21 protein-coding genes are annotated in these 22,718 nt (G+C 37.1%); 7 read left to right on the top strand and 14 right to left on the bottom strand.

Annotated elements, in window-relative coordinates; all coding sequences use genetic code 11:
* Positions 1-53 precede the first annotated feature (53 nt).
* The 8 genes from KHA93_RS21645 to KHA93_RS21610 all read right to left on the bottom strand — a co-directional run bounded on the left by KHA93_RS21645 (position 54) and on the right by KHA93_RS21610 (position 9,001).
* On the bottom strand, positions 54-932 hold the full coding sequence (locus KHA93_RS21645; protein WP_213112614.1) for an ROK family protein: 879 nt from the start codon (positions 930-932) through the stop codon (positions 54-56).
* Positions 929-1,615, bottom strand: a complete 687-nt coding sequence (locus KHA93_RS21640) for an N-acetylmannosamine-6-phosphate 2-epimerase (protein WP_213112613.1) — start codon at positions 1,613-1,615, stop codon at positions 929-931. Before KHA93_RS21640 ends, KHA93_RS21645 begins: the two co-directional genes overlap by 4 nt.
* Before the next feature lie 205 nt (positions 1,616-1,820).
* Positions 1,821-2,810, bottom strand: coding sequence for an SGNH/GDSL hydrolase family protein (locus KHA93_RS21635; RefSeq protein WP_213112612.1), 990 nt, complete (start codon positions 2,808-2,810; stop codon positions 1,821-1,823).
* A 77-nt stretch (positions 2,811-2,887) separates the two neighbouring features.
* On the bottom strand, positions 2,888-4,228 hold the full coding sequence (locus KHA93_RS21630; RefSeq protein WP_213112611.1) for a sialidase family protein: 1,341 nt from the start codon (positions 4,226-4,228) through the stop codon (positions 2,888-2,890).
* A 239-nt stretch (positions 4,229-4,467) separates the two neighbouring features.
* Positions 4,468-6,174, bottom strand: coding sequence for a type 2 periplasmic-binding domain-containing protein (locus KHA93_RS21625; RefSeq protein WP_213112610.1), 1,707 nt, complete (start codon positions 6,172-6,174; stop codon positions 4,468-4,470).
* 24 nt (positions 6,175-6,198) lie between these two features.
* Complete coding sequence (locus tag KHA93_RS21620; protein WP_213112609.1) at positions 6,199-7,080, bottom strand: carbohydrate ABC transporter permease; 882 nt, start codon at positions 7,078-7,080, stop codon at positions 6,199-6,201.
* Between the two features lie 17 nt (positions 7,081-7,097).
* The gene (locus KHA93_RS21615; protein ID WP_213112608.1) at positions 7,098-8,054 is read right to left on the bottom strand and encodes an ABC transporter permease; all 957 of its coding nucleotides are present in this window, start codon (positions 8,052-8,054) and stop codon (positions 7,098-7,100) included.
* Between the two features lie 32 nt (positions 8,055-8,086).
* Positions 8,087-9,001 carry a dihydrodipicolinate synthase family protein gene (locus KHA93_RS21610; RefSeq protein ID WP_213112607.1) on the bottom strand — a complete coding sequence of 305 codons (915 nt, stop codon included), beginning with the start codon at positions 8,999-9,001 and terminating at the stop codon, positions 8,087-8,089.
* A 595-nt stretch (positions 9,002-9,596) separates the two neighbouring features.
* Between KHA93_RS21610 and KHA93_RS21605 the strand changes: the two genes are divergently transcribed.
* The 5 genes from KHA93_RS21605 (at position 9,597) to KHA93_RS21585 (ending at position 14,512) form a co-directional block, all read left to right on the top strand.
* Complete coding sequence (locus tag KHA93_RS21605) at positions 9,597-10,286, top strand: FadR/GntR family transcriptional regulator (RefSeq protein WP_213112606.1); 690 nt, start codon at positions 9,597-9,599, stop codon at positions 10,284-10,286.
* Positions 10,274-10,993 carry a FadR/GntR family transcriptional regulator gene (locus tag KHA93_RS21600; protein ID WP_213112605.1) on the top strand — a complete coding sequence of 240 codons (720 nt, stop codon included), beginning with the start codon at positions 10,274-10,276 and terminating at the stop codon, positions 10,991-10,993. The genes KHA93_RS21605 and KHA93_RS21600 overlap by 13 nt, the downstream gene beginning before the upstream one ends.
* 59 nt (positions 10,994-11,052) lie before the next feature.
* The gene (locus KHA93_RS21595) at positions 11,053-11,259 is read left to right on the top strand and encodes a hypothetical protein (protein ID WP_213113105.1); all 207 of its coding nucleotides are present in this window, start codon (positions 11,053-11,055) and stop codon (positions 11,257-11,259) included.
* A 641-nt stretch (positions 11,260-11,900) separates the two neighbouring features.
* Positions 11,901-13,865: an LTA synthase family protein gene (locus tag KHA93_RS21590; protein ID WP_213112604.1), complete on the top strand. Its 1,965-nt coding sequence runs from the start codon at positions 11,901-11,903 to the stop codon at positions 13,863-13,865.
* Positions 13,866-13,915: 50 nt separating this feature from the next.
* Positions 13,916-14,512, top strand: a complete 597-nt coding sequence (locus KHA93_RS21585; protein WP_213112603.1) for an AAA family ATPase — start codon at positions 13,916-13,918, stop codon at positions 14,510-14,512.
* Positions 14,513-14,810: 298 nt separating this feature from the next.
* On the opposite strand, the gene KHA93_RS21580 is transcribed toward KHA93_RS21585, so the two are convergent.
* From KHA93_RS21580 to KHA93_RS21570, 3 genes are all read right to left on the bottom strand, one after another.
* Complete coding sequence (locus tag KHA93_RS21580) at positions 14,811-16,037, bottom strand: quaternary amine ABC transporter ATP-binding protein (protein ID WP_213112602.1); 1,227 nt, start codon at positions 16,035-16,037, stop codon at positions 14,811-14,813.
* On the bottom strand, positions 16,034-16,897 hold the full coding sequence (locus KHA93_RS21575; protein WP_349772329.1) for an ABC transporter permease: 864 nt from the start codon (positions 16,895-16,897) through the stop codon (positions 16,034-16,036). Before KHA93_RS21575 ends, KHA93_RS21580 begins: the two co-directional genes overlap by 4 nt.
* 117 nt (positions 16,898-17,014) lie before the next feature.
* Complete coding sequence (locus tag KHA93_RS21570) at positions 17,015-18,010, bottom strand: ABC transporter substrate-binding protein (protein ID WP_213112601.1); 996 nt, start codon at positions 18,008-18,010, stop codon at positions 17,015-17,017.
* A gap of 594 nt (positions 18,011-18,604) precedes the next feature.
* On the opposite strand from KHA93_RS21570, the gene KHA93_RS21565 reads away from it, so the two are divergent.
* On the top strand, positions 18,605-18,760 hold the full coding sequence (locus tag KHA93_RS21565; protein WP_213112600.1) for a hypothetical protein: 156 nt from the start codon (positions 18,605-18,607) through the stop codon (positions 18,758-18,760).
* Between the two features lie 76 nt (positions 18,761-18,836).
* On the opposite strand, the gene KHA93_RS21560 is transcribed toward KHA93_RS21565, so the two are convergent.
* Positions 18,837-19,583: a hypothetical protein gene (locus KHA93_RS21560; protein ID WP_213112599.1), complete on the bottom strand. Its 747-nt coding sequence runs from the start codon at positions 19,581-19,583 to the stop codon at positions 18,837-18,839.
* A 519-nt stretch (positions 19,584-20,102) separates the two neighbouring features.
* Between KHA93_RS21560 and KHA93_RS21555 the strand changes: the two genes are divergently transcribed.
* Complete coding sequence (locus KHA93_RS21555; RefSeq protein ID WP_213112598.1) at positions 20,103-20,609, top strand: VOC family protein; 507 nt, start codon at positions 20,103-20,105, stop codon at positions 20,607-20,609.
* A 144-nt stretch (positions 20,610-20,753) separates the two neighbouring features.
* Here KHA93_RS21555 and KHA93_RS21550 read toward each other — a convergent pair whose 3' ends face one another.
* Positions 20,754-21,968 (bottom strand): MFS transporter, encoded by a 1,215-nt coding sequence (locus KHA93_RS21550; protein WP_213112597.1) that lies wholly within the window; start codon positions 21,966-21,968, stop codon positions 20,754-20,756.
* Positions 21,969-22,223: 255 nt separating this feature from the next.
* On the bottom strand, positions 22,224-22,712 hold the full coding sequence (locus tag KHA93_RS21545) for a DinB family protein (protein WP_213112596.1): 489 nt from the start codon (positions 22,710-22,712) through the stop codon (positions 22,224-22,226).
* Positions 22,713-22,718: the final 6 nt, after the last annotated feature.

Raw genomic sequence — 22,718 nt, 5'->3', positions numbered from 1 at the left:
CTCGAGTTTACTAGCCGTACGCTCGACTTTACTAGTTTAAGTCAACAATTGCTTTACGATTGTCTTCTTTTTATAAAGTTATAAACCGCACCGACCATTCCAGCATGATTTGATAACTTCGCTAAGACGATTTCAGTATTTATATAAATAGATGGTTGTATATACTTTTGGACTTCCTGCTGAATTTCCTTTAAAAATCTCTCACCACGAGCGGTTATCCCTCCGCCGACGATTACTTTTTGGGGATTGAAAATATAAATCAGGTTTGTGATGCCGATCGCTAAATGTTTGAAAAATGTATCGACTGCTAGTTTAATATCCGCATCACCTTCATCGTACAATGCGAATATTTCTTTTCCTGTCCACTCACGGTCTTCCTTGAATTGCCGGGCAAGATTAATTAATCCGGAAACTGAAGCGACCTTTTCAAATGGTTCTCCTTCGATTAACATATATCCCCATTCACCTGCGCTGAACGTGTGCCCGGAATACATATTCCCATCAATGACAATCGCTCCGCCGATCCCAGTTCCTACGGTTAGTGCAATAAAATTATTTACGTCATGACCACCAAGCCATTGCTCTCCCAATGCAGCACAATCCACATCATTTCTTACTTCAACAGGTAACCCAAGTGCCTCTGTGACGAGCTTTTTTATTTCTACACCCGTATAATTCGGAATCGTATCACCAGCACCGACAATGGTTCCTGTATTGAAATCGACTTGGCCAGCGGTACTAATCGCAATCCCCTCAACAGAATAGTCTTGGATGATTTTTTGCCCTTTAGCAATTACTTTTTCAATAATGGAAAGACCGCCCTTATGCGCTTCTGTATCCATTAATCCGTGAGAAATGATATTGCCTGCTTCATCGACGATTCCATATTTAATTTGTGTTCCACCAATATCAAATGCTACATATTGATTCATTTTTCAATTCCTTCTGCAAATGATTTAGTTATCAATTGTGGTCTTGTAATCGCACTTCCAACAACAATCGACCATGCTCCTAAATCAAGCATCTTTTTTGCATCTTGTGGTGTATTAATGCGGCCTTCGGCAATGACAGGAATTGGTGCAGTCTTGCTAAGTTCTTCCAATAATTCAAAATCAGGTCCTTCTAGTTTAGGACTATCAGCTGTATAGCCTGATAATGTCGTTGAAATCATATCCACTCCACAACTAATCGCATATTCAGCATCTTTTTTTGTAGCAATATCCGCCATCACTAGTGTATTGCTATTATCATGAATATAGCGTACCAAATCTTCTAACTTTTCCCCATTTGGTCTATTGCGAATGGTAGCATCGAGTGCAATGACATCTGGTTCAACTTCAAGCAATTCCTTTACTTCTTTGAGAGTTGCTGTAATAAATACTTCGCTATCTGGGTAGTCACGTTTGACCAATCCAATCACTGGAAGCCTAGTTTGTTTTTTTATCGCTGCCACGTCTTGGGCAGAGTTACTTCGGATTGCTACTGCTCCACCCTCTTTAGCCGCTTGAGCCATTTTCGCCATTATTTCTGATCCATGAAGCGGTTCATTCTCAAGGGCTTGGCAGGAAACGATCAATTTTTTATGTATTTTTTGAAAAAAAGGTTGTTGGCTCATATCTTCAACTCCTACGTTGATAATTACGTTTTAAATTTATGCCCTCAGGGTCATCAGGAAGTAAAGGTCGTGCATATCAAATATTCAATCTATTTACATATGTTCATTATAAATAATTTTCATTACTCTTGGGAATTTGACTCAGAAAAATATCAATTTTAAATTTCATCATACTACCTCTGTTCATGATCTTTCTCATTATTGATCACTGAAAATAAGGTTTTAAGGCAGAGGAAAAGTTGTTTCCCATCAACTTATAACCTTCAGCATCCGGATGAAGACCATCCGGTAATAAGTCCTCGTATTTTCTCCCAAGAATATCTAGTCCATCAACATAGAAAATATGTTCATCGCCATTTTTATTGAAAATATCTACAATTTCTTTCACTTGTTTTCTCATTTCAATAAGGGTAAATCCGACTAGATTAGGAGTTTTTTCTCTAAACGTTCCATAAATTGGTGAACTCAAAACGATTGGTACTGTAGTATGCTTTTCACGGATAATTTTAATAAAGCCAATGATAATAGCCTGGAATGTACGATTGTTATAGCAATTGCCTCCATACGTATTGATGCCCGCACATAGTGAAATAAAGTCTACAGGTGTATCTCTAATTGTACGAGCTATCATTGGCTCATATTGACATTGACCGCTAAAGCCAAGGCATATTAAATTCAAGTTCAATTCTTTTGCCGTAATTGCAGGCCAAGTTAGGGAAGGGCTCAGTGCAGCATGGCACTGAGTAATTGAACTTCCATATGTGAGCCATTTCTTTTTAGAAGATGAATGGATTTTCCATTCTGCATTCTCCTCAATATATACATTTTTCAATAAGACTGGCTCTTGTTGAGATAAATATATTTCTACTTTTTTGTTTTCCGTCGATAGATTTTCACATATAAAAGATGATTCACCTTGCTCAAGTTTTACAGTTTGGAGTAAATGATGATCGTCTATTACAACATCAAACTCGATTTCTGTTAGAGCTGGAGCAAACTCTACCTTTATTTTAGGCGAATTTGTTTCAAAGGTAATTCTAATTCCCGCGGGATCTTCTGCGTGACCATTTAGAATATCTGGAGTAAAAAAATAACGATCCTCATAAAAGATTCTCCATGGCTTAATAAATTCTCCGATTCTTTCAAGGGAGATGGCGCCTAATATTGTTTGTGAATTTAGTATTATAGGATTCATGGATAAACCACCTACTTTTTTCTAAAAAAATACCAAATTACAAAAGCACGAATACTTTTGTAATTTGGGGTTCAAGCTTATGATTTTAACCAATCAAGAGTAAAGGTGCCAAATTGAATATCCATACTATTCCAATCCGAATAATCAATGACTCGCTCATACAAAATACCGATTTCACCATTTTTAAGAACAGTTAAACAGGAATAACCGAAATAGCCATCTTCTATTACTTTGCTATATGGCCACGTTTTTCCTCCGTCTTCACTCAAACGCACTGTACCTTTGACTCTTGTTTTTTCATCTGCTGGATTTGCGAAAAGGACGCGTACTTTTCCATCACCTAAGTCAGGATAAAGAACAACACTAGATTGGCAGATTGGATCGATAAGAGTTTCGTCGAAAGTAACTTCGCCCCATGTTTCTCCACCATCTGCACTTGTAGTAACAGCTGTTCTTTGCAGACCATAATGATTACGAAGATAATATCTCAATTCCCCTGTAGGCAATTCGATAACTTGGGATTCAGTTAAGTATTGCTTCTCCTCGGAAATTGTTTTAGCAGATAATATTTCTCCATCCAATTCTCTACCATCGTTCGGAGATTCGCCGCGCTTCCAAGTAGCACCGTGATCATCACTATACATACAAGCACAAGATAATTTTCCAGCTTCATTTGAAAAATAAATTGGAAATACGAGTCTGCCTGCTTTCTCTCCATGCTTCAATTGAATTCCGCATCCTGGGCCTGAGCCAATAAAACGCATCCATTCTTCTTTTACCATCGGGTTCAGTTCTCGTGGCTTAGACCAAGTAAGACCATCATCATCACTTTGAATAATTTGTAAAAAAGATGTTCTTGCTTCTAGTAAGCTTTCATTTGGGTCGACACCCTTTTTAAAAAAGATATTCCCTCTTGCTTCACCGCTTTGAAAAACGTACCCTTTTTCATCAACAGTATAGTCCGTTTCATTTTGTTCAGAATCTAAAACCTTTCCATTGTCTAAAAGGATGTAAACACTACCTTCTTGATCAAACAGTTTTCTACGACCTTCTGAATCAAAGCCCATTCCTGCTTCACTTGCCCATAAACCAATGCCACCTGGTGTATGCATAAACAGCATAAAAATAGTTCCAGTTATTTCATCTTGTAATAGTGATGAATCAATAGCTGCTGCTCCATCTAACCCTTCGCCAGCATAGGCAACAAGTTTCTGTACTGGTCCCCAAGTCTTTCCATTGTCTTCACTTCGACGAATTGTCATGTCAATTTTGTTTGGATTATCCGTCTGGTCCACAATTCTCGCATCAATCCCAGCAATAACTGTTCCTTTCGTTGTCGTAATCATTGACGGAATTCGATACGCTTTAGACCCAGCAAAACCTGGATAATAAATCGCTTCTGCTTGAATATTTGGCATGTCGCAAATCTCCCTATATTTGTTTAATTGGCGTCAAGAGCCTTAGATTTTTCAAAAAAGCATAAGTATCTAGCACATCGATGTACAATTTTCACGACCTTTGAAATTATCTTTTGAAAAGTACAAGAAGTTTGCTAGACGACAGCATGCATAGACATCACAATCTATTATTAAGTAAATTTACATTACAATTAAAACTAGGTCCCGCTAGTGACTTGCACCGCGGGACGGTAGTTTTGTTATTGTTTACCTTGTAAAAGATCAGTAACTAATGGTGCTTTATCTAATTCTTCAAGAACTTCTTTACCACCATTTTTCATCCAGCTGTCAACGTATTTATCCCACTCTTTATCGACATCAACTTCACCGACAATAGCTTTCATTCTGAATTCGTCAACAATTGTTTTAAGTTGTCCACCGTAACGTTGATCAAGTTCTCTTAAATTTGTTTGATTTAAAAGATCCCATTTGTAAGGACGGATGATCATTTTTTCTTTAACATCTTCACGTGCATACCATTCATCTTTTAACTTTAATGTGTACTCGGAAGTAAACCATTGCATTCTTTCTTTATCATACGTACGGAAGTTGTAAGCCCAGAATCCAGTATCGCCTTCTTCTGGTGTAACCTCAGGGCGAACTTTGATTGCTGATTTATTAGGCTCGCCTTCCCAATCTGAATGCTCACCAATTTCTCCGTATAATGTCCATCTTGCATCATTGTCAAAGTTAATGTAATCAAAGATTTGAAGAATACGTGCTAGTTGCTCGTCTGTTACTTTTTTAGAAACATAGAAGCTATCTGCTAAGTTAACTACTGGTAAATATGCTGCAATACCTTGTTGTCCATTTGGTCCAATTTCAGGTGCAGTTGCAAGAACTTTTGCTGTAGAATCATCATTTTCTACGATATTTTGTGGAGCACGTCCTTTTGCCCAGTCATCCATTGCAAGGTAAGCAGGTTGAGCAATAAAGTAACCAATTTTGCCAGTTTTGTATTTTTCCCAAGTCATTTTTTCATCTAATGTTGTAAATTCAGGGTCAATAATTCCTTCTTTATACCATTTTGCCATAGTCTTTAGGAAGTCTTTATACTTTTCAGATACTTCCATACGGACTAATTTCCCGTCTTCCATAAAGTTGTAGCCGTTACCTAATTGGAAAGCACCTAGTAGTGTAGCTGCCCAGTTTAGGTTGTTGTTAGAAGGTAATAGACCATACGTATCATTTTTTCCGTTTCCATCTGGATCTTTAAACGTAAAATCTTTTAAAATTTTCTCTAACTCATCTAAAGTATAACCATGTTCTGTGAAGAAAATTTTCTCACGGCCGCCGTTTGGACCTACTGGTTTCGCATCTGCAGGTACTTCATAGCCTAACTTTTCAAGCCAGTCTAAACGTAAAGTTGGGCCCCAAGCCATACCATCTACGTGTGCATATTGTCCAACTAATTGTAAGTATTCGTTATCTGTGCCCTTTTTCAAGTTCATGATAGGACCAGGTTGATTTTCTTCCAACATTTTCATATAATGTGGTGCATATTTTTCTAGCATTTCTTTTGGAATAGTTCTAGTTAAACCTGAGTCATACATTTCTTGAGCTGTTTGTCCACCTGCAGTGAAAGCAAATGTATCAGGAAGGTCTCCTGAAGCAACCATTAAATTTGTTTGTTCTGAATCCCATGTATCTACTTTAGTATTAACGATTTTTACATTAAATTGTTTTTCTAATCGTTTTTGAACATAACTTTCATCTTCTGCTTTCCCTCTCGTAAATGATCCAGAAAGTTTTAATGTTAATTCTTTTGAGTAATCGCCAGCTTTAGGCAATGTAGAAACATCAACTTTTTCAGTCGATTTGTCGTTGCCAGATTTTGAACCACAGCCAGAAACAACTAGGGCTGTTGCCATGAATCCTGCTATCAAAGCTTTTTTCATTTTCATCATTTTTTTCCTCCTTTTTTTGATTGGTTACCCTTTAAGGGAACCAATCATAATCCCTTTTATAAAATATTTTTGAACGAATGGATATACCAGAACAATCGGACCGATTGAAATAATAACCGTAGCAGCACGCACATTAGCTAATAACAAGTTTTTGGATGAACCGCCACCTGCTCCAATGGCAGCCGCGTTTTCAGATTGTGACACATCCATCGCGGTCAACATTTTTCTAACAACAATTTGCAATACACTTTTGGCATCGTCTTGTATATAAACCAAAGCTTGGAACCATTCATTCCAATGGAAAACAGCTGCCCATAATGCAATCGTTGCGATTACTGGTTTGGATAATGGCAAAATAATTCTTGTTAAAATCGTAAAATATCCTGCCCCATCCATAATTGCGGATTCTTCAATTCCTTTATCAATGGTCATGAAGTAGTTTCTCATAATAATGATATAAAAAACGTTTACAGCAGATGGCAAAATTAACGCCCATCTTGTATCAAGTAATCCTAAATTCTTAACCAATAAATAATCTGGAATAATCCCGCCTGAAAAAAACATGGCGATTAGGAAAAAGATAGTGATCGTATTTCGGAACGGCAAATCTCTTTTGGATAACGGATAGGCAGCCAACATTGTGAAAGCTACAATTAAAAATGTTCCGGATACAGTACGTAAAATTGTATTGGCATATGCTTTCATCGTGTTTCCGTAAGTAAACACAAATTGGTAAGCATCTGTAATCCATCTTTCTGGCCACAGATTCATTCCTAGACCTGAAACTTGTTTCGGGTCAGAAAAGGAGATGACAATTGTTTGCCAGAAAGGATATAAAACTAAGATTGAAAAGAAAACAAATCCTATTACTAAAAACATTTCAAAGAAAGAAAACTTTTTCTTCACTTACTTCATCCCCCTTTCTACCAAATTCCATGTTCACTTTTGCGGCGAATAATAGCATTTGCACCCAAAATGAATATGATCCCAATTACATTCTTAAACAGGCCAACTGCGGTTGCATAATCAAACTGAAATTGCTCTAAACCACTTCGGTAAACATAAGTATCGATAATATCTGCCACTTCATAGACAAGTGGATTATATAAGTTCAAGATTTGGTCAAAGCCTGCATTTAAGATTCCACCAAGTCGAAGGATAAAAAGGATAATGACCATTGGCATAATCGAAGGCAGTGTAATGTGAATCATCTTTTTAAATCTTCCTGCTCCATCCATTTCAGCAGCTTCATATAACGCCGGATCAATGGACGAAATCGTTGCTAGATAAATAATGGCTCCATACCCAATTTCTTTCCAAATATCTGTTAATAAAAGGACTGGAATAAAGAATACTTTACTAGCCAAGAAGTTGACTGGATCTCCACCAAATGCCGTAATGATAAAGTTGATGATTCCTCTTTGTGGTGAAAACACCTCTATAACCATCGCAGATAAAATTACCCAAGACATGAAATGTGGTAAGTAGGAAATCGATTGCGTCACTTTTAAGAACTTTTGATTACGAATCTCATTTAGCAAAATAGCAAATATAATGGGTGCTGGAAATGCAATGGCGATTTTCAAAATACTAATAAGTAACGTATTTTTTAATGCCCTTAAAAACATAAAATCCGTAAATAATCTTTTAAAGTGGTCAAAGTCATTCCAGGGGCTATCCCAAATACCAAGACCCGGTGAGAATTTCTTAAAGGCGATAATAACTCCATACATTGGGAGATAATTGAAAATAAATAACATGATTGCTGGGAATAAAAGCATGATATAAAGCAATTTCATTCTTTTCATCTGTTCCCAAGTAGATTTTTTCGGACTTTTTATCTCCACTGTTCTTTCTGCGATGTTGGTTTTCGCTTCCATTTATTCTCCTCCTTTGCAAAAAAATCAGAATATTATGCGTAAATCTTGATTAAACTTTCAATCTCTTGATTAAGCTCTCGCAATGTTTCCCAATCATTTTCTTGTACTGGTAATAGCGGCAAGCGAGGTGAACCTGTCTCAATACCCCTTAAGCTTAAAATTGCTTTAGTAGCTCCGTACAAGGAAGGATAGCTTAGTAGTTTAGTAATGATCGAGTTAATTTTATTTTGCAGATCCTGAGCTTTTTCAATCGCCTCATTTTGGTAGAACGTTTCCAATTGACAGAATAATTCAGGCATAACACCGTACGTACCACCAATTCCTCCGTCTGCTCCCATGATTCTTCCACCTAAATATTGCTCATCTGGCCCGTTATATACTAAGAACTCTTTTCCACTATTTGCTTTAAATTGCTGGAGTTCAAATACACTTTCGCCCGACATTTTAATTCCAATGACCTTATCCAGTGCAGCCATTTTCTTAAACAAGTTTTGCGTCAAGTTAAAGCCTGTTGTTTGAGGAATGTTATAAATAATGAAAGGAAGCGATGAACTATCGATCATTTCTTGCCAATGTTTTTCAACCGCTTTCTCAGATAAGCGATAATAAATTGCCGGTACCGCTGATATGGCATGTGCGCCTAAAGCTTCTGCATGAATGGCTAATTCTTTACTTTCTTTCGTGGAGTTGGCCCCAACGTGAACAATGATTGTCAGTTCTTGTCCAACTTCATCCATAACCGCTTTCAAAACTGCTTTTCTTTCATCAGCCGTTTGTAAAATCCCTTCACCAGAGCTTCCACCGACATATAATCCTTTAACTCCAGAATTCACATAATATCTAGCTAGCTTCTTTACCCGATCCGGGCTAACCTCTCCTGAATCATCGTAAGCAGAATACATCGCTACAAAAACACCTTTAAACTTGTCCAAATCCCATGCTGTCATAAATTCATCTCATTTCTATTTATTGTGTTATAGTATGTATCAGAAGCTATCATACTATGGTCTTACCAGTTAATCGGAAAATAATTTTTTCCACTTGAATCTTCCAGTTGATTAAAATTTTTCCAACGTGTAAGATTAACTTGTGGTTCATCATATGGTCTGACCACTTGAAGCTTGTAATATAAAATTAATCGCTTCCACAAAAAAAGTCAATCATTTTTTTAAAAAAGATAGGAACGTATAAACTTTTAATACGCATAGATTTGAAAATAGGCTTTTTCAGCCTAGCCCCAGCGCCTATCGCCCGGCAAACTTCTTTTCCTCTTCCCTATGATAGTCAACATCGATTCGTCCTACCGGACACATCGTGTTTCCTTTGTCCTAGTCAGAGGCTGAAGAGGGATGTAGACTAATATCACCTTGTCCTTATGTCTTTGTCAATGGATATACATCCCACGGACCAGTATATAGGTGGGCATGGGGCTTCCACTTTTCAAAATAAAAAATATTTTGGTAGTTACACTTGTTGCACAATCGTTATAATAGATAGTAAGAATTCCCTAATTCCACTTGAATTTGACAGGGGCGAACGAAAATGTTAATACAACGTAAACAGACATTATCTGAAGTTGTGAGTGAAAGAATCAAATCATATATTTCCGAAAACAAATGCCTGCCTGGTGATCGCTTGCCTACGGAAAAAGAAATAATAGAAATGCTTGGGGTAAGCAGAACCATTGTAAGGGAAGCGTTAAAAACCTTGCAATCACAGGGCATTATTGAAATTAAACAGGGGTTAGGCATATTTGTAAAAGAAATTAAGATTCAAAGCATCTTGCGAAAGATATCCCCTTTCCTAACGATCGACAAGATAAAATTTAAAGAGGTTATTGAAAGTCGAATAATTTTAGAACTCGGTGCAATCGATCTTGCGATTAATCATTACGATATAGAAAAAATTAAGCAAATGTCCTTTTGGAATGAGGCTCTTTTAGAAAAAGCAAAAGTTGGCGAGAAACCTAAAAAAGAAGATTTAAATTTTCATCGTTCGTTAATGAATGCAACTGGAAACGAAACATTTATACAGTTGTCCTCCATTATTACTGAATATTTTAATATGAATCATCTGGAAGAAATTGTGGATCTAGAGCAGTACGTCGCTTCATATAAAGAACATCAATCTGTCATTGATAGCATTCTTAAAAAAGACGTGGATAAAGCAAAGCAATCTATGGAGACGCACTTACATCATTTGTATGATTTACTCGATGATTGGGAAGAATAATTCAATTTAAGGCTGTGATTTTGTTGAAACGGATTGAAGATAAGGAACGATTTACTTTAAGTAAAATCGTTAGTGAAAATTTAAGACAGTATATTATTGATCACCAATTAAAAACAGGTGATAAACTCCCTTCTGAACGTGATTTAGCTGTGATGCTCAATGTTAGCAGGGTTATTGTAAGGGAAGCATTACGAGCATTGGAGTCAACTGGAATTATTGTGATACGTCACGGAGAAGGCGCTTTCGTCAATACGGATGATACTAGTGTGATTTTTAATCATTTACTTTTTTTCTGGAAAATGAATAATGAACGGATTGAAGAGCTTTATGAACTAAGAAAGTTGCTCGAAAAAACAGCAATTGAACAGATAATTACCAACTCAGATACAAAGCACTTAGTAGGATTGGAAACGATTATCTTTGAAATGACTCGAACAACGGATTCCGAAACGTTCAAAGAACTAGATATCGAGTTTCATAAAGAGTTAATTAAAGCAACAAATAATGAGCTCTTTACGCAATTAACCGATGTTATCGTTCAATATTTTTCAGGCGTGTCCCGTGTGATGGATGAAGAGAATAGAAACAAAACTATAACAGAGCACAAATTAATATTGGATGCGATTAAAGAAAAAAATAAAAATCTCGCCGTTCAACTTTTAAATGATCATTTACAGTATTCGTTGAATCAGTCTTCAGTGTCTTAAAGCTAACCTCCTCTCAATCAAACGAGAGGAGGTTTTTTTCTAATAAATTCCTTGCAATCGTGCAAACTAAAAAAGAAAAATTGAAAGGAGCGAAAAAAATGAGTCGTGGCAAAGATTTTAACCATAAAGAAAAAGGACATCCAGGTAACTTTCCAAAAAATAGTTTTAGTAAAGAAAAAGAACACACCCGTCAAACAGAACAAATGGAAGACATCGCCACCCATGAAGCCTTTAAAAATCGAGTTAAGGAAGACGAAATGCCTTAATGCTTGGTTATTTTTAAAAAATGGATTGTGCCTGAATCCTTAATCAAAAGGATTATGCATGAGTTACCGTTGGCTATGCGAGAATGATGAGACCTTTTACGAGAGTTAAAATATTTTTGCAAGAGTAAAGTAGCTGAATAAGAGAGCAACAAACATTGCCAAGGAATTTGCTGATTCGTACCCAAAAGGAATTTGCGAACCATAAGATGGGTTTGTAATATTTTTTACTATACCTTGTTAAAGCAAGTTGTTAACTTAACCACGATTGGAGCGGAAGGAACCAGACCCCTGTGGGGGAAAATTCCAGGAGGCGAAAAGGGAGCCCTGAAGTGGAGATCCACATACAAGTTTAACCTTTACTAAATAAATTAACACCGTCCTTTTATAGGACGGTGTTAATTAGTTTTATTCGCTAATTGGATCTTCCCATACATTAAACTTATTTCCCTCCAAATCCTAAACATTTTTTTCTTGAATATTTTGAAGATGATGAGTCAAGCCTTCATACATTTTCCATTTTTTCATACATTTTATTTAAGGAGGATCATTTTATTTCGTAATGTAACTCTTCATTTACAATATCCGTCTAAATCAATAATCAACCAAAATTTGTTTTTCACCAAAAGTATGGAGGTGAAGTAGTGTCTGCTTTGTTAAAAGAAGAATTACTATTAATATATTTTTTTCTTTCGATTTGTTTTATCGATGTTATCTTTAGAATATCAACGCTCAATACGTTTACGTACACGGATATCGTCATATCCTTTTATTTTCTCATTTCCTACTCATTAGCTATATATTTAATATGCAGCTTCGTTCAAGGTACTGCGAGATTAATACTTTCTAGTTTTCTATTTATCCTTGTTTTTTTTATATATGTTTCTCAACTGATTTATTTTCAATTTTTCCGAACCTTTTATAGTATGTATTCTTTAGGAAAAAGCGCTCAGATTTTTGAATTTTGGAAGGATGTTGTCCAATATTTACTCGACCATTTTATCGTTGCCCTCATTTTATTTTTTCCTATCGTCATGTTTATTGCTTTTGGCAAAAAAATGTTTCGTTTAAATAAAATCAGTTGGATTAAACGCGGTGTATTATTCTGTTTATTTTTACTATGTTATTCCACTGGCATGATATCGGTATATGCAAGCGGTAAAGAGCTGAACTCTGCCTATGACTTGTATTATAAAAATAGCGCTCCCCTACTTTCAGTTCAACATCTTGGATTACTTACTACAATGCGACTGGATTTCCAAAGATTAGTTACGAAATGGTCTCCTGATGTAAAGGCTCCAGTTATAAGCGAGCTTGATAATATTGAACGTAAGCCCTCCAAAGAAATACCAGAAGATAAGCAAGAAGAAGAAAAAAAAGTGGAATACAATGTGCTGGATATTGATTTTTCCAAACTTATTTCAGAAGAAAAGGATCAAGTAGTAAAAGACATGCATCAATATTTTGCAAACGTTCAACCTACGAAAAAAAATGATTACACTGGTAAATTTAAAGGCTATAATCTTATTCTCATTACAGCAGAGGGTTTTTCACCTTTTGCAATCGATCAAAATGTAACGCCTACTTTATATAAACTTGCCCATGAAGGATATCAATTTAAGAATTTTTATACCCCTATTTGGCAAGTCAGTACTTCAGATGGTGAATATGTGGCCTTACAAGGCTTAATACCAAAAAGTGGAGTATGGAGCTTTCGGGAATCAGGTAAAAATAGTCTTCCTTTTGTCATTGGAAATCAACTAAAAAAACTAGATTATTCAACTCGGGCTTATCATAATCATACGTACACCTATTATGGAAGACATATATCCCATCCTAATTTAGGATATTCATATAAAGGGTTGGGAAAGGGGCTTGATGTAAAAGAGACATGGCCAGAATCCGACTTGGAAATGATGGAGAAAACCGTACCTGAATACATTCATGATGAGCCATTTCATACGTATTACATGACTGTAAGCGGCCATATGCAATACTCTTTTACCGGAAATTATATTTCATGGAAAAACAAAAAATATGTTGAGCATTTGCCGTACTCTGACCAAGCCAAAGCTTATATAGCAGCACAACTTGAACTAGACCGTGCCTTGGAACACTTATTAGGTGAATTGGAAGAGGCGGGAATTGCGGAGAGAACATTAATCGCTTTGAGTGCTGACCATTACCCATACGGCCTCGATGATGGTACAATCGATGAACTAGCAGGCCATCCCGTTGAAAGAAACTTTGAACTTTATCAAAATACGTTTATTTTATATACAAAAGGAATGAAACCAGAAGTCATTACAAAACCTGCTTCAAGTTTAGATATTTTACCGACTCTTTCTAATTTGCTAGGCCTAGAATATGATTCAAGGCTCCTGATGGGCAGAGATATTTTTTCCGATGCTGAACCCCTCGTCCCTTTTCTGAATAAAAGCTTTATAACCGATAAGGGCAAGTATAATTCAGCTACTCGGACATTCACAGCAAATAATGGGGAACAAGTCGACAAAGACTATGTAAAGTATATGTCCTCCATCGTAGAATCGAAATTCTATTACTCAACCAAAATACTCGAAAAAGATTACTATAGCAAAATTGAATGATTGCCAGGTACCAGTACAATCCTGGTCCCTGGCAAAAAGGAGTGGCATTTTTGATTATATGGATTAATGGGACGTTTGGATCCGGGAAATCGACAACAGCCTATGAATTGCAACGTAGAATAAAGGATTCACATGTATACGATCCAGAAAGATTTGGATATGTTTTGATGAGAAATGTTCCTAGAGAGATAGCGAAGGGTGATTTTCAAGATTATCCGTTGTGGCGAGAAGCAAACTATAAACTATTAAAGCAAGTCGCCGAACAATATCCGGGAATCTTAATTGTTCCGATGACCCTTACGAATGAAGTATATTTTAACCAAATCATAGGTCGTTTAAGATTAGATGGAATTGAAATTAAGCATTTTACACTATACGCATCAAAAGAAACAATTGAAAAACGACTTAAAAAGAGACTTGAAGGAAAAAATTCCTGGGCTTATAAACAAATGGAAGGTCGACTAGTAAATTTATCGAAAGATACATTTCAGGAGCACATACATACAGATTCTATGTCAATTGATGAAGTCGTTGAAACAATTGCTCACAAGTCGAAAATTACATTACTTCCAGATCGGCGAACAAAAATAAAGAAAACAATGGACAGACTGTCAACCGGGATAAAGGAGTTTGGGATATTTAAATAGGAGAATGTTCGCATTGTGAATGAAGTCGAAACGGGAACTAGGTGAATGTTACATCCTTGACACGTCAATCGTGACCGCTCCATTTTAAAAAAATCCGAGAGGGCACTTTGATGTGTTCATCGTGACCTCTTCATCTAAAAAACATCGGAGCGGGCACTTTGATGCGTTCATCGTGACCACTCCATCGAAAAATACATCAGAGGGGCACTTTGACACGCTCATTGTGACCACTCCAACGAAAAAAACATCATAACGGGCACATTGAAAGGTTGTTTCAAATCCTCATTATTTCGACCTTCTACACGATGACATTTTCTGTTTCGTCCATACTCACATCACCATTGCCATTATCACCTATCAAACTCGCCAGCACATGAACTCTCAATATAATCCCTTTGATGTGACTTTCCTCGTCTACTACTACAATCGGATATTTTGTTTCAAGGGCTTTCGGGATAATATCTTGCACATATTCATCACGTTTTACCGTATTGATATCTCTGTCCAATACTTCTTGAAGTGTTTTCTTTTGTTTCAATCCTTCTATTGCGCGGTCGATGGTTACTAGGCCTTGCAGCCGCCTTTCCCGATCGACGACAAAGGCGCTAGATGTCCCGTTTTCACGCATCACTTTAACGGCTACATTCAATCCGTCTTTCAACGAAACTAATCCGTATGGCTTCACCATTATATGTTCTGCCTGTAAAATTTTTGAGCGATCGATGTCTTTTATAAACTCGGAAATATATTCATTCGCAGGTTCCTCTAGAATTTCTTCTGGAGTTCCGATTTGTTCGACAACCCCATCTTTCATGACTGCAACGCGGTCACCAATTTTAAATGCTTCGTTTACGTCATGGGTAATAAAAATGATCGTTTTCTTTAATCTATTTTGAATATCAAGAAGCTCCAGTTGCATTTCTCTCCGAATTAATGGATCAAGTGCACTGAATGGCTCATCCATTAATAAAATATCAGGATCATTCGCCAAAGCGCGGGCGATTCCAACACGTTGCTGCATTCCACCAGATAGCTCATCAGGATATTTATCCTCATACCCTTTTAACCCAACTACTTCCAAATGATTTTGGGCAATATTACGACGTTCCGCTTTCGGCACCCCTTGAATTTCCAACCCATATTCAATATTACTCAAAACAGTACGATGACTAAATAAGCCAAAATGCTGGAATACCATCGCAATTTTCTTTTGCCGATAGTTTTTTAACTGTTGCGTATTATATTTAACGATGTCTTCACCATCAACATAAATTGCCCCAGTTGTAGGACGATTCAACATATTCAAGCAGCGAATTAATGTTGATTTTCCGCTGCCTGAGAGTCCCATGATGACAAAGGTTTCCCCTTCCATAATTTCCATCGATGCATTGTAAACACCAACTGTATGACCTGTTTTTGCTAAAATCTCACTTTTCGATACTCCCTTTTCAATTAAAGGGATGACTTTTTTCGCTCTTTTCCCAAAGATTTTGGATACATTTTCAAGTTTCATTTTTAACGTCATTTGTCTTCCCTCCTATGCTTCTGAAGACGTTCAGCAATTCCCCCGGTAATACGGTCAATGATGATCGCTAGGAATACGATACTGATTCCCGCCTCAAAACCTAAAGCAATATCAATACGATTTATTGCATATAACACTCGTTCACCAAGTCCCTGTGCTCCAACCATTGAACCGACGACTGCCATTGCCAGTGCCATCATAGTCGTTTGGTTAATTCCGGCCATCATCGTTGGCAATGCTTGAGGAAGCTGAACTTTTACTAACATCTGCATCGTTGACGATCCAAATGACTGTGCAGATTCTATGACTTCCTTGTTCACATTTCGAATGCCGAGCTCCGTTAATCGACTAACTGGTGGCAGGGCATAAATAACCGTCGCAATCACGGCCGGAACATTTCCAAGTGGGAAAAAGAAGATAACAGGTATTAAATATACAAAACTTGGCATCGTCTGCATCGCATCCAATATTGGACGCATGGCTGTCGATAGTACTTTATTAAATGCCATGATAATTCCAAGTGGGATTCCGATGATTAGAGAGAGTAAAACGGAGATTAATATGATCGCTATCGTAGTCATCATTTCCGGCCATAAATTAAACGTGCCAACTAAAAACATAAAAAATGAGAATAGTAATCCGCCATATACATTTGTAAAATACCATCCAAGTAAAAAAATGATAATAATGAAAACCCACCATGGTAATGCTAGTAAAGCTGTCTCAAGTCCTTTAATCGAGCTTGATGCTATCGCAAAAATAAAATCAAAAAACGCTTCAAAATGTTCAGCTAAAAAATCTATAAACTTTTCTACGCCTTGACCAATTGGTATGCGTATATCAGGAAATTCACTCATCATTTCGGGCTGTAAAAAACAGCCACTCCAACACCTTTCCTATTAAAATTTAAAATGCAGCCTTTAAAAAGAGGAGAACTGCAAGCTCATGCAGTTCTATCCTCCCAAACTACGAATGTATTAATTCAACGCTTTCTTCACCTTCTCGGCCACATCTTCTGGCACCCATCCGGTCCAAATATCTTCATGCTCTTTCATCCACCACTTTGCTGCTTCATCTGCTTCTGCTTCATTTTCTTCCATAAAATTGAGTGCTTCCTCAGTTAATTCGTTACTCGTTTTATAATTTTTTAGAAATTCATACACATCCTTTGCTTGTGTAGGAAAATCTTTATGAACGGCAACAACCACATCGTTTGGTGGGAATTCTGTCCCTTTATTTTCCTCCCACACTGCTTCATCATACGGATGATCTTCTAAGAGTGTTAAGTCGTATCCTGCAGTTACCCATGTAGGCGACCAGTAATATCCAACCCAAGGTTCACCTTTTTTATATGCCCCTGCTAATGACGCAACAATAGCCGAATCTGATCCTGGAGCCAAGTAATTGTATGATTCATCTAATCCGTATGTTTTTATTTTCGTCTCCAAATGTTCACTAACTACCCAGCTTGAAGGTGCTCCAATAATCCGCCCCTTACTTGGATCTTCTGGATCTTTAAAAAGCTCGGGATATTTTGCTAAGTCTTCTACGGTTTTTAAATCTGGAGCAACTGGTTCAATTCCTCGTTTTTTATCTCCTTCAATTACATACGTAGGAACGTATAAACCTTGGGCATTGTCATTAAAATTGGTTGCAGCTTTAATGATGCTACCTTTTTCAATTGCTTTTTCATAAACTTCCTTAATATTATCTGTCCATAATTCCATATAAACGTTAATATCACCTTGTTCTAACGCTTGCAGTGTTGCGGCTGTTGTTCCAACAGTAACATCCGTGTCGTACCCATATCCTTCTTCGATAATAAATTGCGCAATGCTATTATGAATACGAATACTATCCCAACCCGCATCGGCAAACTTTATTACTTTTATGCTATCTTTACTTGCTCCACTACTGCATGCAGTAAGTAGAAGTAGCATACTAGTAAACACGATCAAATAAAATTTACGCATAGCAAATAAAACTCCTTTTTTCTTATTTTGTTCAACATGTAAGCAGGCTGTTTGTTAGAGTAGAATATAACAGATTGAGGTAGGAAGAATCTAAAGAGAATGGTTTGAACTCTGGAGTAGATAAACGCCTATAAATAATGGTACGTGGATTTTGCCATCATTACAAATGGGTTTACTACATGAATAAACGTGTATGCCTTCATTGAGTAATCTCTCACCATGTTACATAGACTTTTTAATAATATTACTGCCATATCCTCTGTTATCATTGTTTTTCCTGTTGTATACCACCAATAACAATATTTAAACATTCATTTTTCATCAATAAATGCAATCAAACATTTCCATTTTTATGTATTCTTGTTTATATTTTTGTCTATACTTGTGCTAAGTTCATAGTTACGATGGTAAAACAAAAAGAGCAAAGCCTTTCCAAATTTTAATATGAAATTTTTAAGCAAATTTGGAAACTTACATTGTGTTTCATGTTATAATAATTAAAAATCTTTATGTTTTTCCCACGAAAGTCATAAGCTTTTTATAAGATTTTTGCTTGTAACTATTACAAAGATAATAAGGAAGGCGTGAAATGGTATGACGGCAGAAAATCTGGATAAACAAACGATAACTGTTAATTCATCCATCTCCTTAAAAGGAATCGTGAAAGCTATTTTCAAAGATAATATTCATGTCCAAATCGGCGGAAAAGTGATTTCGTTGCCCCTTTCCAATAAAGATATTTTAAAATAATATAGATGTACTAAGCCTCGTATTCGAAGGTTGCTTACGCTCGACCATAACAAACAGGTGATGCTGGAATTACGCATCACCTTTCTTGTTTATTGGATTCTTTTTTTTCGGGTTTCATCAACAATGTTAATGATTGGTCATTTCCATTCATTAACTTATACACATAAGCGGACGTCAGCTTAAATCCGTTTTCAATTTTCTCAGCTAAAAAGCTAGCACGTTCGAATAGCACTGAGCGAAGATGATTAACTTCTCTTAATATTTTCTCCGTTAATGCCTCTTGATTGTCCAATCTGCTAGATACTTGTTCCTGTATCTCTTTTTGCTCAGTAATTTCTTCTTTCATCTGCTTTTGTAAATCCATCTGTTCCTTCAACTTTAACGTCAGTTGTTCATTGGCTGACTCGGACTTTTTCAAGCGGTAAACGATTTCGGAATTCGTTTCATTTAATTTTGTCATTTGTTCAAGCCATGCTTGTTTTAAAGCAAGTTCTTCTTCTTTCTCTTTAGCACTTTCATCATTCAGTTTCGAAAGCCATTCAATCACTTCTCCTTCGAACTTTTCGTGCTTTAAATGAATATCCCGCAATTCATCCAAATGATTTCCAACTTCAGCCCACTGTTCTAAATGTGTTTTTTCCTGCTGTTCGTATAAAATTTTTAAATCGAGAAAGGAATGAGTTAATACTTCATTCGCTTCTCTTTGCTGCACGATCAATTCCGACAAGTAGTCTATTGTAAAAATCTTTTGATTAGACGTATTGATTTTTTTCTTATTCTTAAAAACTTCAGGATGGTCATTATTGTTAATAAATAACCCCATTCCGTTTTCACCCCTAACTGTATTGATTGTAATATCCTATGCCTGGTTGTATGTAGGGGGTACAATAGTTGGGATTTCAAGTGGGAATTGTGCAAGGCGCCCCGTTCAATTCTGAATCACATGTGAGATGTTTGAGTGCATGGCACCTAATTATTTGAAGAATTGGATTTTCAATATCACTAAAGATGAAAAAATGGATTTTCCTTGAATGCATTTTTTCATTGCCCTCTAGCCTCATATCGTACATATCCTGGTGGTGCCCTGAGCGAGCTTATAGTCCCATGCCTTGGATGGTATTCTCTCCTATCAAGGACTGGCAATAAGAAGATCAATAAACTGCTGACTGACTGTATTTGGTGCATTGTTGTTAAAGAGCATCCGCTAGCTGAATCACCCTGTTATTTTTCATTAGAATATTTTGGTCTTTTTCGAAAATTCACTTAGTTTATGATAAAATCAATATTATGTAGGAAATGATCCTTTTTCAAGAAGAATTGTTAAAAATAAGGAGAATTGAGTATGGACGAAATAAGCAGACATACGGAAGATAAAGAAATGTTCAGACCAGCAATGGCAAACCGTTCTTTGCAATCATGCACAGTCATTCCTGTACTCATCTATGATGATGTGGCTGACGCGATAGAATGGCTCTGCCGCACTTTTGGATTCACAGAACGTTTGCGGGCGGGAAAACACCATGCCCAACTTACCATCGGGGATGGCGCCATCATGCTGAGCGATAGTCGTTCAGGTCAAGAATTCGACTCACCCGATGATGCTGAGTTTCTGTCCCCACGATCGAAAGAAGTTAAGCACGAGATTCTCGTAAATGTCAAAGACGTGAATAAACATTATAAAAATGCTCACAGTCGCGGTGCGCGGATTCTACGAAAACCTAAAGATTGTATGTTTGGAGAAAGACAATATACGGTTGAGGATCTTGGCGGACATCGTTGGACATTTTCCCAAACTATCGCAGATGTAGATCCGAAAGAGTGGGGCGCCATAAAGGCTAGAACCGAATAAACAAGTACATATTCCATCTTTACTGCCTTTTTAAAACATACTTGTGGGAAACCAAAACAAAATCCTGCAGGCGGGATAAACTGCAAAAAGCCTAAAGTTATGAGCTTTAGGCTTTTTCAAATGAACCGTACCAAGTACCAAAAACTATTCTAATTCAATTTGTTTCGTTTCTTTTCCTAGGAACAATACCGCAAGTACACCAATGACAATGGCGATACAGAAAATCCCAAAAACGTACCCGATGTCATATTTTGCTGCCACAAGGGAACCAACTAAAAGTGGACCTAATACACCACCAACACGACCGGCAGCCGCAGCCATTCCTGTTCCAGTTGCGCGGATAATTGTCGGATATTGCTCTGGTGTATATGCATACAATGCGCCCCATGCCCCTAAATTAAAGAATGACAGAAGAATTCCTGAGATGAGGAGCATCACGGTTGTGTCAGCATTCCCAAAGATAATGGCGCTGATAGCAGTACCAAGCATATACGTGGCTAGTACAAATTTCCGCCCCAATCTTTCTATAAACCAAGCAGCTGTAAAGTAGCCTGGTAGCTGTGCAATGGTCATAATGAGAACATATTCAAAACTCTTAATGAGACTGAAACCTTTCATAACCATTACACTTGGCAGCCAAAGAAACATGCCGTAATACGAAAATACAACCATAAACCAAACAATCCATAACATAATAGTAGCTTTTACATATTTTTTGGACCATACATTACGGATGTTTTGTCCAATCGATTGGGCCATTTCTTTCTTTGCTGAAAACTGCGGTGAATCAGGTAGCTTTAAGCGCAAATAAATGGCATAAAATGCTGGCAAAGCTGTTAAAATGAGTGCGATCCTCCAGCCGTATGAAGGGATGACGAAATACGAGATAAGAGCAGCAACTAGCCAGCCCACAGCCCAGAAACTTTCTAAAAGAACAACAACACGTCCGCGCTCCTTTGCTTCAACACTTTCAGAAACTAACGTCGATGCAACTGGAAGTTCTCCTCCAAGCCCAGCCCCGACGAAGAAACGCAAGATCATAAATGCTGTCAATGTCGTTGTTAATGCAGACAATCCACTTGCGAGCGAAAATAAGACCAACGTTAGCATGAAGACATTTTTACGTCCTATCCTATCAGCAGTCAATCCAAATACAAACGCACCTACTACCATTCCGATTGAATTGATGCTGCCAATCCAGCCCATTTGCCCAGGCGTCAAATTCCATTCTACCGCAAGTGCAGCAATAACAAATGATAGGATTCCGACATCCATTGCATCAAATGCCCACCCAAGACCGGCAATCCCAAGCAATTTATTACGTGAAATAGTAGAATGAGATTTTATTAACTTTCCCATTGTTCATACCCCTCTGTCTTTACACATGTAAATTAATATCCTCACAAAAGAATATACACCTATAAAAACAATGTGGCAATAGGAATTATTATTCTCTACTTTGATAGTTGATTACTAAAAGGCCCCCACCCTTGGTATTTCCTAGTTTTCCAACAACCCTGAGAACGTGAAGTTTTTAACAAAAAATATATTACTTTTGATATAAATAAAAAAAGGGCAGTTGGCCCCCTTCATTTAATTATTTTCGATAAAACTTTACTTTTTTTGTGGAATTGGTGCAAGACCTCTCCCAATCAGGTTGGCGGATACGGGTTTTTTCCCTAATTCTCTTGCCCAAATGGACAATTGGCCAATATGGTGAATTTCATGAGCAATCACATGTCTCATTACCTCACCCCATGTGTCAGTGACAACTCGTCCATCTGGCATTGTATCTTGAAATAGATTATTCTCCATGCTCTCATTCCAATTTAGAACAAATTCTTCAACTTCTGCTTTAAATTTTGCCTCAAGCTCCCGTACTCTTTTTAAGCTTTTGTACTCCTCAAAATCCTCCTGAAAATCAGATTTTCCTTGAAGAACTCGGATCCAACTCCATTCAACATCAACAATGTGGAAAAGCGTTTCCAAAATTCCCCCTACTCCACCTGTCCTGTTCAGAAGCAGTTCTTCTTCAGCTACTTCTTCACACCAACGATACCAATCTTCTCTGACCTGCCAATTATAACGAAAAAAAGTTTGCATACCGAT

Source organism: Lederbergia citrisecunda (genome assembly GCF_018343695.1).
GTDB lineage: Bacteria > Bacillota > Bacilli > Bacillales > Bacillaceae_C > Lederbergia > Lederbergia citrisecunda.
The sequence above is the reverse complement of the archived record's forward strand: the minus strand, read 5'-3'. Positions and strand labels throughout refer to the sequence as shown.